Origin of the sequence: Micromonospora fiedleri, assembly GCF_016774385.1 — a bacterium.
GTDB classification, from domain to species: domain Bacteria; phylum Actinomycetota; class Actinomycetes; order Mycobacteriales; family Micromonosporaceae; genus Micromonospora; species Micromonospora gifhornensis.
The window spans coordinates 521427-535298 of the sequence record NZ_JAETXL010000003.1 but is presented as its reverse complement, the minus strand read 5'-3'; the positions used below and the strand labels follow the sequence as shown (position 1 = coordinate 535298).

14 protein-coding genes are annotated in these 13872 nt (G+C 70.8%); 8 read left to right on the top strand and 6 right to left on the bottom strand.

Annotated features, from left to right (window positions below; translation table 11 throughout):
• Positions 1–89 precede the first annotated feature (89 nt).
• The 4 genes from JMF97_RS10210 (at position 90) to JMF97_RS10195 (ending at position 4376) form a co-directional block, all read left to right on the top strand.
• Positions 90–1073 carry an NAD(P)-dependent alcohol dehydrogenase gene (locus JMF97_RS10210; protein WP_203221322.1) on the top strand — a complete coding sequence of 328 codons (984 nt, stop codon included), beginning with the start codon at positions 90–92 and terminating at the stop codon, positions 1071–1073.
• 50 nt (positions 1074–1123) lie between these two features.
• Positions 1124–1486, top strand: coding sequence for a metalloregulator ArsR/SmtB family transcription factor (locus JMF97_RS10205; protein WP_203221321.1), 363 nt, complete (start codon positions 1124–1126; stop codon positions 1484–1486).
• Entirely contained in the window at positions 1483–1986 is a 504-nt protein-coding gene (locus JMF97_RS10200; RefSeq protein WP_203221320.1) for an SRPBCC family protein, read from the top strand. Before JMF97_RS10205 ends, JMF97_RS10200 begins: the two co-directional genes overlap by 4 nt.
• 128 nt (positions 1987–2114) lie before the next feature.
• On the top strand, positions 2115–4376 hold the full coding sequence (locus JMF97_RS10195) for a catalase (protein ID WP_203221319.1): 2262 nt from the start codon (positions 2115–2117) through the stop codon (positions 4374–4376).
• Between the two features lie 55 nt (positions 4377–4431).
• Here JMF97_RS10195 and JMF97_RS10190 read toward each other — a convergent pair whose 3' ends face one another.
• From JMF97_RS10190 to JMF97_RS10165, 6 genes are all read right to left on the bottom strand, one after another.
• A complete protein-coding gene (locus JMF97_RS10190) occupies positions 4432–4614 on the bottom strand; it encodes a hypothetical protein (protein ID WP_203221318.1) in 183 nt (60 codons plus the stop codon).
• 38 nt (positions 4615–4652) lie between these two features.
• A complete protein-coding gene (locus tag JMF97_RS10185) occupies positions 4653–4982 on the bottom strand; it encodes a hypothetical protein (protein ID WP_203221317.1) in 330 nt (109 codons plus the stop codon).
• Between the two features lie 42 nt (positions 4983–5024).
• The gene (locus tag JMF97_RS10180; protein WP_203221316.1) at positions 5025–5513 is read right to left on the bottom strand and encodes a GNAT family N-acetyltransferase; all 489 of its coding nucleotides are present in this window, start codon (positions 5511–5513) and stop codon (positions 5025–5027) included.
• Positions 5514–5536: 23 nt separating this feature from the next.
• Positions 5537–6961: a rifampin monooxygenase gene (gene rox / locus JMF97_RS10175; protein ID WP_203221315.1), complete on the bottom strand. Its 1425-nt coding sequence runs from the start codon at positions 6959–6961 to the stop codon at positions 5537–5539.
• Positions 6962–7239: 278 nt separating this feature from the next.
• On the bottom strand, positions 7240–8520 hold the full coding sequence (locus JMF97_RS10170) for a multidrug effflux MFS transporter (RefSeq protein WP_238359054.1): 1281 nt from the start codon (positions 8518–8520) through the stop codon (positions 7240–7242).
• A gap of 316 nt (positions 8521–8836) precedes the next feature.
• Positions 8837–10432, bottom strand: a complete 1596-nt coding sequence (locus JMF97_RS10165; RefSeq protein WP_203221314.1) for a GMC family oxidoreductase — start codon at positions 10430–10432, stop codon at positions 8837–8839.
• Positions 10433–10673: 241 nt separating this feature from the next.
• Here JMF97_RS10165 and JMF97_RS10160 point away from each other — a divergent pair, with 241 nt between their 5' ends.
• The 4 genes from JMF97_RS10160 to JMF97_RS10145 all read left to right on the top strand — a co-directional run bounded on the left by JMF97_RS10160 (position 10674) and on the right by JMF97_RS10145 (position 13797).
• Positions 10674–11339, top strand: a complete 666-nt coding sequence (locus JMF97_RS10160; protein WP_307816852.1) for a hypothetical protein — start codon at positions 10674–10676, stop codon at positions 11337–11339.
• Between the two features lie 95 nt (positions 11340–11434).
• The gene (locus JMF97_RS10155) at positions 11435–11944 is read left to right on the top strand and encodes a sigma-70 family RNA polymerase sigma factor (RefSeq protein ID WP_203221313.1); all 510 of its coding nucleotides are present in this window, start codon (positions 11435–11437) and stop codon (positions 11942–11944) included.
• A complete protein-coding gene (locus JMF97_RS10150; protein ID WP_203221312.1) occupies positions 11941–12762 on the top strand; it encodes an RICIN domain-containing protein in 822 nt (273 codons plus the stop codon). The genes JMF97_RS10155 and JMF97_RS10150 overlap by 4 nt, the downstream gene beginning before the upstream one ends.
• 381 nt (positions 12763–13143) lie before the next feature.
• A complete protein-coding gene (locus JMF97_RS10145) occupies positions 13144–13797 on the top strand; it encodes a M23 family metallopeptidase (RefSeq protein WP_203221477.1) in 654 nt (217 codons plus the stop codon).
• The last annotated feature ends 75 nt before the right edge of the window (positions 13798–13872 follow it).

Sequence of the window (13872 nt, the reverse complement as noted above, 5' to 3'; positions counted from 1 at the left end):
GAACCATAACCGCCTTGACAGGTGTACGGCGTACACCTACCGTTGATCGCAGCGGTGTACGCCGTACACCAGCGGCAGGGGAGGAAGCGATGAGAGCGATCGTCCAGGACCGGTACGGCCCGCCCGAGACACTGCGACTTGCCGACGTCGACGTGCCGGTGCCCGCCGCCGGTGAGGTGCTCGTGCGCGTCGAGGCCGCCGCGCTCAACGCGTACGACTGGCACATCGTGCGCGGCGACCCGTGGATGTCCCGACTGGCCTTCGGTCCCGCGAAGCCTCGGGCCCGCATCCGTGGCCGCGACTTCGCCGGCCGGGTCAGCGCTGTCGGCCCCGACGTCCACCAGGTACGCCCCGGCGACGCCGTCTTCGGCGACCTCGGCGACGCCAACGGCGCGTTCGCCGAGTACGTCTGCGTACCGCAGGCCCTGGTCGCGCCCGCGCCGACGAACCTGACCCCGCAACAGGCTGCCGCCCTGCCGCTGGCCGGGGTGACCGCCCTCATGGGACTGTCCGACGTCGGGCAGGTCGAGCCGGGTCAGCGGGTCCTCGTCAACGGCGCCTCCGGCGGCGTCGGCACCCTCGCCGTGCAGCTGGCGAAGGCCCTCGGCGCGACAGTGACGGCGGTGTGCAGCACCCGCAACGTCGACCTGGTCCGCTCCCTCGGCGCCGACCGGGTCGTCGACTACGCCCGCGACGACTTCACCCGCGACGGCCACCGCCACGACCTGGTGTTCGACCTGGTCGGCAACCGTTCCCTGACCGCGCTGCGGCGCGCGGTGACCCCGACCGGGACGCTTGTGCTCTCCGGTGGCGGCGTCCGCCGGCGGGGCAGCCTGTTCGGGCCGGTCTGGTTGCTGGCCCGGGGGCGGCTGCTGGCCCCCGTCGTCGGGCAGCGCATCGCCATCCTCACCGCGACACCGAGCCGTGCCCACCTCGACACCCTCCGCGCGTACGCCGAGGCCGGCCGGCTCACCCCGGTCATCGACCGGACCTACCCGCTGCACGAGGTGCCCCGGGCCATCGGCTACCTCGAAGGCGAACACGCCCGGGCGAAGGTGGTCATCACCATCTGACCGGCCGCGGTTCGCTGGAAAACCCGTAACCCATCAGTTACGCTTCTGCGGTGGACAAGGTAGCCGGCGCCATCGCCGATCCGGTGCGCCGGCGGATCCTCGAACTGCTGCGGGAACGCCGGCTCACCGCCGGCCGGATCGCCGAGCACTTCGAGATCAGCCGACCGGCGGTCAGTCGCCACCTGCGCGTCCTGCGCGAAAGCGGCCTGGTGCACGACACCCTGGTCGGCCGCGAGCGTCGCTACGAGTTGGACGCGACACGCTTCGCCGAGCTGAATCGATGGCTGTCGCAGTTCGCTCAGCCCGAGCGCTGGGAGCGCCGGTTCGACGCGCTGGAAACCGAGGTTCACCGTACCCGCCGCGAGCGCCGCACCGGCCGCTCGCCCAACTCCCGTGAGGAGCGGACAGCGTGACACTCCCACCAACCGGACGCCTCTTCGGCACCGACCATGGGACCGACCTGGTCATCACCCGCGAATTTCGTGCCCCCATCGAGGACGTCTGGGTCAGCCTGACCGAACCTGATCGCACGGCCCGGTGGTACGGCCGCTGGGACGGCCACGCCGCGCCCGGGCGCAGCATCCGGCTGCAGATGGCCTTCGAGGACGGGCAGCCGTGGTCCGAGCTACGGATCGACGCGTGCGAGCCACCCCGCCGGCTCGCCCTCTCCAGCCAGGACGAATCCGGCGCCTGGCGGTGGGAGGTGCAGCTCACCCCGCACGGAGAGCGGACGGAACTGCGCTTCGTCCAGCACCTGGACACGGTCGAGGGCATCGGCGAGATCGGGCCCGGCTGGGAGTACTACCTGGATCGGCTGCTCGCCGTCCACAACGACACGACGATGCCGTCGTTCGACGACTACTACCCGGCCATGAAGACCTATTTCGATCAGTTGAGTCTGTCGCCGCACTGATCTCCCGCGCCGTTCGGCGGATGTGATCGATTCGGCGGCGTCGAGTGCCTTCGACCCGTTTTGTTCTCCCTGGCCAGGGTACCGCCCCTGGAGTCCGGTCGTTGTGCTCCAGGGAGGTACCTGCAGAGATGGAATCGCGTAACCCCGCCAAGGCGGTCAAGGACGTCGTGGAATCCGCGGCGGAGAAGGTCACCGAGGCGCTGACCCCGCAGGTGCCCGGTGCGCCGGGCAGCGCCCCGCCGTCCCTGGCGGAGCCGACCACCCCGCACGACCCGCTGCCACCCAAGCCCGAGCAGGGCACCCCGCAGACCCGTACGCCCACCGGCGCGAAGACCGGCACGCCGCCGACGGCAAAGGGCCAGCAGGGTGCCTTCCTCACCACCGCGCAGGGGGCGCGGCTGCGCGACACCGACCACTCGCTGAAGGCGGGGCCCCGCGGACCCGTCCTGCTCCAGGACCATCACCTGCGGGAGAAGATCACCCACTTCGACCACGAGCGCATCCCGGAGCGGGTCGTGCACGCCCGGGGCGCCGGCGCGCACGGACTGTTCACCGCGTACGGCACCGCCGAGAACGTCACCCGGGCCGGCTTCCTGCGCAAGGGCCGCGAGACCGAGGTCTTCGTGCGCTTCTCCACCGTGCTCGGCTCGCGCGGTTCGGCCGACACGGTACGCGACACCCGTGGCTTCGCCACCAAGTTCTACACCGACGAGGGCACCTTCGACCTGGTCGCCAACAACATGCCGGTCTTCTTCATCCAGGACGCCATCAAGTTCCCCGACATCATCCACGCCGCCAAGCCGCACCCGGACCGGGAGATCCCGCAGGCGCAGAGCGCCCACGACACCTTCTGGGACTTCGTCTCCCTGCACACCGAGGCACAGCACCACACCATGTGGAACATGTCCGATCGGGGCATCCCGCGCTCGTACCGGACCATGGAAGGCTTCGGCGTCCACACCTTCCGCCTGGTCAACGCGGCGGGGGAGACAGCGTTGGTGAAGTTCCACTGGAAGCCCAAGCTGGGCGTGCACTCCCTGGTCTGGGAGGAGGCGCAGCTGCTCAACGGCATCGACCCGGACTTCCACCGCCGCGACCTCTACGACGCCATCGAGGCCGGCGCCTTCCCCGAGTGGGAACTCGGCATCCAGGTCTTCCCCGACACCCCGGAGGAGACGTTCGCCGGCATCGACCTGCTCGACCCGACCAAGATCGTGCCGGAGGAACTCGCGCCGGTGCAGCCCATCGGCAAGCTGGTGCTCAACCGCACGCCCACGAACTTCTTCGCCGAGACCGAACAGGTCGCCTTCCACGTCGGCCACCTGCCACCCGGCATCGACGTCACGAACGATCCGCTGTTGCAGGGCCGCCTCTTCTCGTACGTCGACACGCAGTTGACCCGGCTGGCCGGGCCGAACTTCTCGCAGATCCCGATCAACCGGCCGCACGCCGCGGTCAACGACATGCTGCGTGACGGCTTCCACCAGCAGGCCATCCACGCCGGGGTGGCACCGTACCGGCCGAACTCCCTCGACGGCGGCAACCCGTTCCCGGCCGGCGACGACGACCACCCGTTCATCGACGTACCCGTCCAGGTGGCCCAGGCCCCCAAGATCCGGCAGAGTCCGGCGTCCTTCGATGATCACTTCAGCCAGGCCCGACTCTTCTGGTTGAGCATGTCCCCGGTCGAGCAGGAACACATCATCCGGGCCTACACCTTCGAGCTGGGCAAGTGCTACCACCAGGCGATCAAGGAACGGCAGCTGCAGTGCCTGGCCAACATCGACCCGGTGCTCTGCGCCCAGGTCGCCACCGGCCTGGGACTGCCCGCACCGCAGCCGACCGTGCCGCTGGCCGACGTCGAGCCCAGCCCTGCGCTGTCGCAGGTGGGCCGGCAGTGGCCGGTCGACGGCCGGACGGTCGGCATCGTGGTGACCGACGACAGCGACCTCGCCACCATTCACCAGGTGCGTCGCGCCGTCTTCGCCGCCGACATGGTGCCGCTGCTGATCGCCGGACACGGCGGCATGATCGGCGACCTGCCGGTGCAGCGCACCTTCGCCACCGGCCGCTCGGTCGAGTTCGACGCGCTCCTGCTCGCCGCCGCACCACCACCGGCCCCCGACGCGCTGCCCGCCCGGGACGCCAAGGCCGGCGCGGCGAACTCCGCCACCGTCGACCCCCGGGTGCTGCTCTTGGTCGAGGAGGTCTGGCGGCACGCCAAGGCGATCGGTGCCTGGGGCACCGGCGTCACCGTCCTGGACCAGGCCGGTGTCACCGGCAGCCCCGGTGTGGTCACCGGCGACTCCGGCGACGACGTCTTCGACGCTGTCCGGCAACTGATGACCAACCACCGGGTCTGGGAAAGGTTCCCCGCCTCGGTGTCCTGACCCCGCCGCCGGCACGCACGTGAGGCCGCCCCGCTGCATCGTCAGCGGGGCGGCCTCAGCTGCGCTCGCCGTGTGGCAGACGGCGGGGTACGCAGCGGCGCGGGACCGCCGTTTCGACAACCGCCGACCAGTGGGTGCCCAGTGGTGCGGCGCTGCGGGCGGGCACGGCCATCACCAGGCCGCTGACCGGCCGGGTCGGGATGCGGTGCAGCGGAATGTCCAGGTCCTGGGCGGGCACCTGGTAATCGAGACGGGCCAGCCGTACGGCCAGGGCCTTCAGCAGCGCGACGGTGATCTGCTCCCCGGGGCAACGATGGCCGGTACGCGGATCGCCGCCACCCTGCGGCACCAGGTCGAAGGCACCGATCTGCCGACCGACGAACCGGTCCGCAGCGGCTCGGGAATGGCGCCGTGCCGGCGGATGTGCTGCTCGTCGTAGAAGAACCGGGCGGCGTCGGGCCCGCGCAGCGCCACCGTTCTCTGGCCGAGCAGACGGGTCCGCACCACGTCCTCCGGGCTGTGGCGCAGGCGGTTGGGCAGCCATCCGTAGCCCTGGATCGCGAGCGTCAGCGTGTCGTCCATGCGTCCCATCAGGTCAACCAGCATGCCGCTGGTCCTGCCCACTGCGAGCGTGGTCAAACCAGCGACTCACTCCTGCGCCACCAGGGTCTTACGCATCTGCTGCGTGACCACCCGGTATCCCGAACTGCCGTACAGCCCGACGGCGCGGGCGTTGTCACCGAAGACGTTGAGTTCGATGGCACCGACCCCGTGCCGGCGGACCGCGTCCTCACCGGCGGCGAGCAGGGCCCGCCCGTAGCCCGCCCCACGGTGCTCCGCGTCGATCTCGATGTCGTAGAGGAACGCGCAGTCCGGGGCGCCACGCGGATGGGTGAGGCCGATCCACAACACCCCGATCGGGGTTCCGTCGCCGAGTTCACCGGTGAGGAACAGCATTCCGGGGGGGCCGAAGCCCTCCGGCAGCAGGGTGTCGTTGTTCTGCTGGGCCAGTTCCTGGGCATCCTCGGCGGGCCAGTTGCCGGCCGCCACCTGCGCGTCCGCGAAGGCCCGCACAATGCCGGCCCGCCACCGGTCGAACTCGGCCTCGGTCATCGATCGCACCGTCAGCTCAGACATGCGGGCGATGCTCGCACATCACGTCAATCGGTCGGGGTGCCGAACCAGCGCGGTAGCTGGCCCCGCAACTCCTGCTGGTCGGCGCCGGCCCAGGCGACGTGGCCGTCGGGCCGCAGCAGGACCGCGGGTACGTCCAGCTCGCCACTGGTGTCCATGACGTGGTCGACCCGGTCGGCCCAGCCGGCGACCGAGAGCCGGCTGGTCTGGTCGAGCAGCAGCCCACGTCCGGTCCGGGTCAGCTCGTAGAGGCGTCCCCGGCCCAGCGGGACGTCCCGCATCCGCCGGCCGACTAGGTCGTGTCCCGCGCCGAAGTCGTACCGGACGCCGATCGCGGTGATCTTCTCGGTCAGGTACCGGTTGACCTCCTCGAAGTCCATCAGCTCCGACAACAGCCGGCGCAGCGACTGCGGGCCCGGCTCGGTGGAGAGCAACTCCATCTGCGCGCGGGTGTTGTCCAGCACGTCCGCGGCGACCGGATGCCGTTCGGTGTGGTAGCTGTCCAGCAGCCCCTCCGGGGCCCACCCGTTGACCTCGGCGGCGAGCTTCCAGCCGAGGTTGACCGCGTCCTGGATGCCGAGGTTGAGGCCCTGCCCGCCGGTGGGCGGGTGGATGTGCGCGGCGTCGCCGGCCAGCAGCACCCGGTCCACCCGGTAACGCTCGGCCAGCCGGGTGGCGTCGCCGAAGCGAGACAGCCAACGCGGCGAGTGCACACCGAAGTCGGTGCCCGCGTACGCCCGCAGTTGCTGTTTGAACTCGTCGAGCGTCGGCGCGACGGTCCGGTCGACGGCCACCTTCTCGGCGGGCACGATGACCCGGTAGACCCCGTTGCCGAGGGGCCCGAGGCCGAACCGTTTCTGGGTCTTGCGGATCTCGGTGACCCTGGCGACGATCGTGTCCAGCGGGGCATCCGCCGCCATCTCACCCAGCAGCGTGTCGACCCGGCTCGGCTCGCCGGGAAAACCAACCCCGAGCAGATTGCGTACGGTGCTGCGCCCGCCGTCACAGCCGACCAGGTAGCGGGCGCGCAGCTGGGTGCCGTCGGCCAGTTCGGCGGTGACGCTGTGCTCGTCCTGGCTCAGCCCGACCAGTTCGCAGCCGCGCCGCAGGTCCGCGCCGACCGCGACCGCATGCTCGGCGAGCAGCCGGTCGGTGGTGGTCTGCGGAATGCCGAGCACGTACGCGTGTGCGCTGTCCAGCTCCGGCGCCGGCTTCTCGATGGCGGCGAAGAAGCCGCCGACCGGGTACCGCTGGCCGTGCGCGAGGAAGGTGTCCAGCAGCCCACGCTGGTCCAACAATTCGATGCTGCGTACGTGCAGGCCGAGCGACCTGACGAACGTGGTCGGCTCCGAGTCCTTTTCCAGTACGACGACCTGCACCCCGTGCAGCCGTAACTCGGCGGCCAGCATCAGGCCGGTCGGTCCGCCGCCCACAACGATCACGTCAAACATGCGCCGCCCATTCGGTGGAGGATTCGGCCACCAGTTCCTGCGGTTCTATTTGCACCGCAGGCGCTGCCGTTTCCGCAGCTCGTGGCCTCGGGCGCAGATTCTGCGCCATCACCGGGGTCTTGCCGCAAGACCCCCTGTGCGCTATAAGTTAAGAGTGGCAGGAAGCGATCCGCTTCCTGCTTTCGCATTTCCCGGCGTTGACGTCGTCGTTTCCGTCGAGTCGTCGCGCGGGCCCGGTAGAGCCGAGCGCGGTGATCGGGCGTCGGTGCGCCGCCGGGTCAGTGCAGCGCTACGGCCACCGGTTCCGCCTCCACTGCGGCGAGCTGGTCGGGCCGGGCCACGACGAGCAGGGCGAGCAGTGCCGAGGCCAGGCCACCGGCGATCACTGCGGCCATCGCCACCGCGCCGTTGCCGAGCACGCCGACCAGCGGCGCGGCCAGCGCACCGACGCCGAACTGCACCGCGCCGAGCAGCGCGGAGGCGGTACCGGCCGCCTCACCGTGCCGGCTGAGCGCCAACGCCGGCGCGTTCGGCAGTGCGAGACCGGTCGCGGCCAGCACCAACCAGAGCGCGACCAGCAGCGCCGGCAGCCCGCCGAGGCCGGTCACGGCGAGCGCGACGAGCACGAGAGCGGCGGCCGTGCCCGCGAGCAGGGCGACCAGCAGGATCCGCTGCGGGGTGTAGCGGCGCAGCAGTCGTACGTTGCCCTGGGTCGCGGCGATCAGACCGATCGCGCCGGCGCCGAAGGCGATCCCGAACTGCTGCTCGTCCAGCCCGTACTGCTCCTGCATGACGAACGAGGACCCGGCGACGTAGGCGAACAGCGCCGCCATGGCCAGACCGGCAACCATGATCAACCCGACGAAGGCGCGGTCGCGGAGCAGTCCACCGTAGAGCCGCACGATGTGCAGCGGCCCGCCGCGTTGCCGCCGCGCGGGCGGTAACGTCTCCGGCAGCCCCAGCACGGCGACGAGCATCAGCAGTACGCCGAAGACGGCCAGCGCCGCGAACACGCCACGCCACTGCGTCCACCGCAGCAGTTCGCTGCCGAGCGTGGGGGCGAGCACCGGCGCGGCACCCATCACCAGCAGCAGCCGGGAGAGCATCCGGGCGAATGCGGTACCGGTGAACAGGTCACGCACCACGGCTGTGGCGATCACGGCGGCGGCCGCGGCCCCGAGACCCTGCACGACCCGTAGCGCCCCCAGCACGGTGACGTTCGGGGCGAGCGCGCAGCACACCGAGGCGACGATGTGCAGTGCGGTGCCGGCGATCAGCGGTGCGCGGCGGCCGACGGCGTCGGAGAGGGGACCGATCAGCAGTTGGCCCAGCGCGAGACCGATAAGCGTGCCGGTGAGGGTCAACTGCACCGCGGCGGAACTGGTCGCGAAGTCGTCGACGATCGCGGGCAGCGCCGGCAGGTACATGTCGATGGTCAGCGGCCCTACCGCGATCAGCGAGCCGAGGACGAGGATCAGCCGCAGGCGTTGCCGAGGGCTCATCAGGTCGCCGGGCATCACCGGCTGCGCCGGCGCCACGGCCGTGTCGACTGAGGTCATCGGGTCGTCTCCACGAAACGGGCGGTCAGGGCAGTCAGCGGCGTGATCGTCACAACTGGCTGCAACCCGTGACCGGCGGGCTGATTCCCGCTGCGGACGTTGGTAATACAGGTCACAGCCCTGCCAGCTGCGCCGTCGGTCGACCGGGCCGGCAGTACGAGTCACCGTCTGACAACTCTCCGGCACCGGCCCGCCGTAGGCATTCAGACTCGCCGAACCGGCGACTTCCCCTTCAGCCTATCTGCCTAGGAAGCTCTACAGGTGGTGTCACGGTCAACGCGGATGACAGTCATCGCGCAGGTGGGTGTGGGGACGGTCAGCGGTCGGCGCGAATCAGGTCGGCGGCGCGCCAGGCCAGCGCCATCACCGGGGCGTTGAGGTAGCCCGAGACGAGGATCGGCAGCACCGACGCGTCCACGACGCGTAGGCCTGCCACACCGCGTACCCGCAGTCGGGGGTCCACCACGAAGTCGTCGCCCGGCCCCATCGCGCAGGTGCCCACCGCGTGGTAGCCGCAGTAGCCGAGGGCGAGCCCCGCCTCGATGATCTCCTCGTCGTCCTGCACCGTCGGGCCGGGCAGCGTCTCAGCGACGATCCGCTTGGCGATCGGTGCCGTACCGAACAACTCCCGCACCCGCCGGAACGCGCCGACGGCGACCCGACGGTCGTGCGGGGCGGTGAAGTAGTTCGCCACGATCGCCGGTGCGGTGCCCGGGTCCGCCGAGGTGATGGCCAGGCTGCCTTCGCTCTCCGGCCGGGTCACCGTGACCTGGGCCATCAACCCCGACTCGGACTCCAACTCGATCGCCCGTCCGGGGCGTCGGGGTGCTGCCGAGAAGGGCGCGAGCAGCAACTGCGCGTCGGGGTGCCCGACGTCCGGCGCGGAGCGGAAGTACGCCCCGACGTCGTACACCGGCAGGGCGAGCAACCCCCGTCGGGTGGCCAGGTAGCGCAACATCTCCCGCGCCTGCCCGAGTGGGCGGCTCAGGCGGGCGTTGTAACCGGCCTTGCCCGCCAGCCGGAACTGCATGGGCGTGGTGCGGTGCTCGCGCATGCCGACCCCGACGCGCGGCCGGTCCGCCAGCACCGGGACACCGGCCTGGCGCAGGGTGTCGGCCGGCCCGATGCCGGAGACCTGCAACAACTGCGGGGTGGCGATCGCCCCGGCCGCGAGGATCACCTCGGCGGCGGCCCGATGATCGACACTCTGGCCGCCCTGTCGGGTGCGTACTCCGACCGCCTGACCGTTCTCGATCAGGATGCGTACCACCACGGTGTCGACCACGACGGTGAGGTTGGGTCGGTTGCGGACCGGGTGCAGGAAGGCGTCGGCGGCGTTGCTGCGGCGACCGTCGCGGATGGTCGCCATCAGGTAGCCGACGCGTTCGTCGTCGGTGGCGTTGAGATCGTCCACCCGCTGCCAGCCCAGTTCCACCCCGGCGGCGATGGCGTTCTCGCTGATCTCGTCGGTGCCGGTGGCGGTGGACAGGCGCAACGGCCCGCCGGCGCCGCGCACCTCGGAGGCGCCGAGCGGATTGTCCTCCAGGCGCTTGAAGATCGGCAGCATGGTGTCCCAACCCCAGCTGGGGTTGCCGAGACGTTCCAGCTCGTCGTAGTCGAGCCGGTCGCCGCGGCCGTACACCATGCCGTTTATCGAGCTGGACCCGCCGACCAGCCGGCCGCGCTGCCAGACCTCCTGCTGGCCCGCTCGGACCTGCGCCGGGTAGTGCCAGGCGGTGCGTCGGTCGTCCATCAGTCGGCTGAAACCCTTGGGAATGCGGACCCAGGGGCTGCGGTCCCAGCCGCCGGCCTCGATGAGCAGGACCCGCGTGCCCGGGTCCTCGGTCAGCCGGTTCGCCAGCACACAGCCGGCCGACCCCGCACCCACCACGATGTAGTCGAACTCCGCCATGCTGGCCCCCGATATTGGCGTGTCTCGCTGGCACACACCGTATTGCGTCGCTCACGGCAGGGAAAGGGTGGTGGTGCGGTCGTCTTGTCACTGCCGACCAGGGTGTCCGCAATGCCCGACGAGAAATGCGGCGGATCGGTGAAACCCGCTGCCGGCGCTACGCGTCATCAGGCTGAACGACCGAGGACCAGCCGCCGGCAAGGGCAGCTGGCCTCGGCAGGCGAGGCAGCCGGGAGGAACCGTGGTGGTGGGTAGATGGCTCGCTGGAGCGAGCCTGGTGGCGCTGACAAGCGTTGCCGCGACCGTGTACGGGGTGGCGTCGGCGTCCGAAAACGACACACCGACGCCGAGCGCGGTGGCCGTCGAGGCGCCGGCTGCGGCAGCGCCGGTGGCCGGGGCGCGGCCGCCCGGTGCCGGCAAGGGGCGGCCGACGCCGCAGCCGACCCCGAGCATCGACGCCGTGCTCTCCGGCAAACGCCGGGTCACGATCGTACGGGTGGGTGCGTTCGAGGGCGGTCTGTCGCTGCTCGACGGTGGCCGGCTGGCCGAGGTCGACGGCGACGAGGGACGGCAGGTGTTCGTGCCGACCCCCCTCGGCTCGGGGGAGTTCCTGATGAAGGCGTACTACGGCGGCGGCACCGGCAAGGCGATCTGCTGGCAGGCGCACAACCCGCAGAACACCCAACCGCTGTACGTGCGGGGTGCCACCTGCCGGGCGAACGACCCGGCGCAGCGGTTCGTCATCGCCGCCGCCGAGGGTGGCGGAGCACGCGAGTACGTGATCAGCAACCGTTGGGCGTACCTGCGAGACTCGGTACGATCCGGGCTGATCCTGGAGGAGTTGGGTGACGCCGCGCCGTTCAGCAGTTTCCGGTTCAACGACACCGGCCCGGCCCCGCGCAGGTGACCGGCCCGGTGACCCGGCCGTCCACCCCCGGCCGGGTCACCGGTGTGACCAGACAGTTGATGGATTGAATCGGGTTGGGTGGGAGACTTTGATCGATGCGTGACGCTGCGGAGTTCGACGCCTTCTACTCCGCGTCCGTGCAGCGGGTGCTGGGGCAGCTGTACGCGATGATCGGCAACCGGGCGGAAGCCGAGGACGCGGTGGCCGAGGCGTACGCCCGGGCCTGGGACCGGTGGGCGACGGTGCGCGAGTGCGACAGCCCGGAAGCCTGGGTACGCCGGGTGGCCTACCGGGTGGCGGTGAGCGCCTGGCGCAAGACCGTCAACCGGCTGCGGGCCCATCGGCGGGACGCCACCGGGCAGCAGGTGGAGGCCACCTCGGTCGACCACGTCGCGGTGGTGACGGCGCTGCGGCGCATCCCCACCGAGCAGCGTCGGGTCGTGGTGCTGCACCATCTGGTCGGCCTCAGCGTCACCGAGATCGCGGCCGAGGTGGGCAGCAACGAGAACACCGTCAAGACCCGGCTGGCCCGGGGCCGCCGGGCGCTGGCCGCCCACCTGACCGAGGAGAGCAGTTCCCAGATGGACGGAGGGCGGCAGCCGTGAGCTTCGACAACCAGCTCGACGACGCCCTGCGGGCGTTGGCGCGCGACGGGGGGCAGGACAGCCGGATCCCCGCCGCCACTGACATCCGGCGACGCGGCGAAACGCGGCGTCGTCGCCGCCGGACCGCGTCGGTCGCGCTCGCCGCCACCGCAGTCGTCGCGCTCGGCGCGGGTGTCGCGTTGGCCCGCCTCGGCGGCTCCACGGAGTCGATGCCCATCGGCCCGTCCACCGTCATCGGCCCGTCCACCGGCCCCAGTGTCGATCCGTCGCGTCCGTCGACCTCGCCGACTTCGCCCACGGGTTCGCCCGACTCGTCCACGGGGTCACCTGATTCACCTGATTCGCCCACCAGTTCGCCAGCCATACCGCCGAGCACCGATCGGCTGCTGTCCGGCACACGCCAGGTCGCCATCGTGCGTACCGGCGCGTTCGAATCGGCGTTGTCGCTGCTCGACGACGGCCGACTGGGCGAGGTCGACGGTGTCGAGGGCCGCCGACTGTTCGTGATCACGCCGCAGGGGTCCGGCACCTACCAGATCCGTACCGCCGCCGAACCCGGCGTCGACCTGACCGACATCTGCTGGGAGGTCCGCTCCGCCGGCAGCCAGCCCCTACGCGTCGAAGGCGTCCCCTGCGACGAGGCCGAACCCCGACAGCGTTTCTCTCTCGACCCCGCCGCCGAAGGCACGTACCTGATCAGCAGCAACTCGGCGTACCTGCAGAACTCCTCCACCCGAGGCCTGATCCTCGAAGAGGCCGGCGACGCCCCGATAACCACCCGCTTCCGCCTGGTCGACAACGGCCCCGCCCCCAAGTAACCCCCTTCCCTCCACTGATCCACGCCCGATCTGTTCGTCGATCCACTCGCTGTCCCCGTCGCCCCACCCGCTCTCCCCGTCGATCATGGAGTTCTGGTCGCCGAGATGTGGCATATGACCGCATTTGTCCCGACCAAAACACCATGATCGACGCGGCGGTGACGGAGGGGCGGGGAGGGAGGGGCGGGGACGGACGACGAGTGCCGGTCGAACTGCGTGAAGATCGCGCTCGATCCCAGATCGAGCGGTGTGCGGCTGATTGAGTAACCACTCGATCTGGGATCGAGCGCGATCTCGGCGTGATCCTTGTCGTTGGAGGAGGGTGGCGGGGTGTCGCGAGGGGGGAGGGCGGGGTGGGAGGGGGCGTTGTGGGCGTCTGAGATGCTTCGGGGCGTGACGACCGGCCACCCCCGCTCACACCGTCGCCGCCGCAGGCGCCTGCCCTGGCTGCTGCTGGTGGTCGGTCTGCTGGGGGTGCTCGGCGCGGTCGCGTACGTGGTGGTGCCGCAGGTGTTGCCGCCGGGGCCGCGACCGTTGTTCCAGATGCCGGTGGGCTGCGGTGAGACCTGGCAGGTGGGCACCTATCCCGGTCACGGTGACAACGACGTGGACTTCTTCCCACTCAAGGGTGACCCGTGGGGGCAGCCGGTGCTCGCCTCGTACGAGGGCACGGTCACCGTGGCGGGCATCAACGGGTCGCTCGGTGGGCGTACGCCGGAGAATCCGGACGGGCCTCGGGGCCGCGGTGGCGGCTACTGGGTGAAGATCGACCACGGCGGGCGGTGGGAGACCCAGTATCTGCACCTGCTCGAACCGCCGATGGTGCAGGTGGGGCAGCGGGTCGCCCAGGGGCAGCAGATCGGGCGGATCGGCAGCACCGGCAACTCCGGGGCCCCGCATCTGCATTATGAGCAGCGCCGGGGTTGGCAGAAGGTGGAGACCTGGTTCGACGGTCAGCCGTCCGGTATCACGCACGACGATGCCGAGTACACCGTGCGCTTGACCAGCAACAACTGCGCCGCTGCCGGTAATTGACGCCGGTCGCGGCCTGCCGGATGCCCGGTTTGCGGCTAGCGTGGGGTCAAGCAGTGGCCGCAGGAACCCTGGGGG

What these genes read in the sequence shown, in the direction of transcription:
- JMF97_RS10185 (WP_203221317.1), bottom strand. Translation starts at nt 4,982, where the DNA reads ATGCTGGTTGACCTGATGGGACGCATGGACGACACGCTGACGCTCGCG.
- JMF97_RS10180 (WP_203221316.1), bottom strand. Translation starts at nt 5,513, where the DNA reads ATGTCTGAGCTGACGGTGCGATCGATGACCGAGGCCGAGTTCGACCGG.
- JMF97_RS10170 (WP_238359054.1), bottom strand. Translation starts at nt 8,520, where the DNA reads ATGACCTCAGTCGACACGGCCGTGGCGCCGGCGCAGCCGGTGATGCCC.
- JMF97_RS10195 (WP_203221319.1), top strand. Translation starts at nt 2,115, where the DNA reads ATGGAATCGCGTAACCCCGCCAAGGCGGTCAAGGACGTCGTGGAATCC.
- JMF97_RS10145 (WP_203221477.1), top strand. Translation starts at nt 13,144, where the DNA reads ATGCTTCGGGGCGTGACGACCGGCCACCCCCGCTCACACCGTCGCCGC.
- JMF97_RS10165 (WP_203221314.1), bottom strand. Translation starts at nt 10,432, where the DNA reads ATGGCGGAGTTCGACTACATCGTGGTGGGTGCGGGGTCGGCCGGCTGT.
- JMF97_RS10210 (WP_203221322.1), top strand. Translation starts at nt 90, where the DNA reads ATGAGAGCGATCGTCCAGGACCGGTACGGCCCGCCCGAGACACTGCGA.
- rox (WP_203221315.1), bottom strand. Translation starts at nt 6,961, where the DNA reads ATGTTTGACGTGATCGTTGTGGGCGGCGGACCGACCGGCCTGATGCTG.
- JMF97_RS10155 (WP_203221313.1), top strand. Translation starts at nt 11,435, where the DNA reads ATGCGTGACGCTGCGGAGTTCGACGCCTTCTACTCCGCGTCCGTGCAG.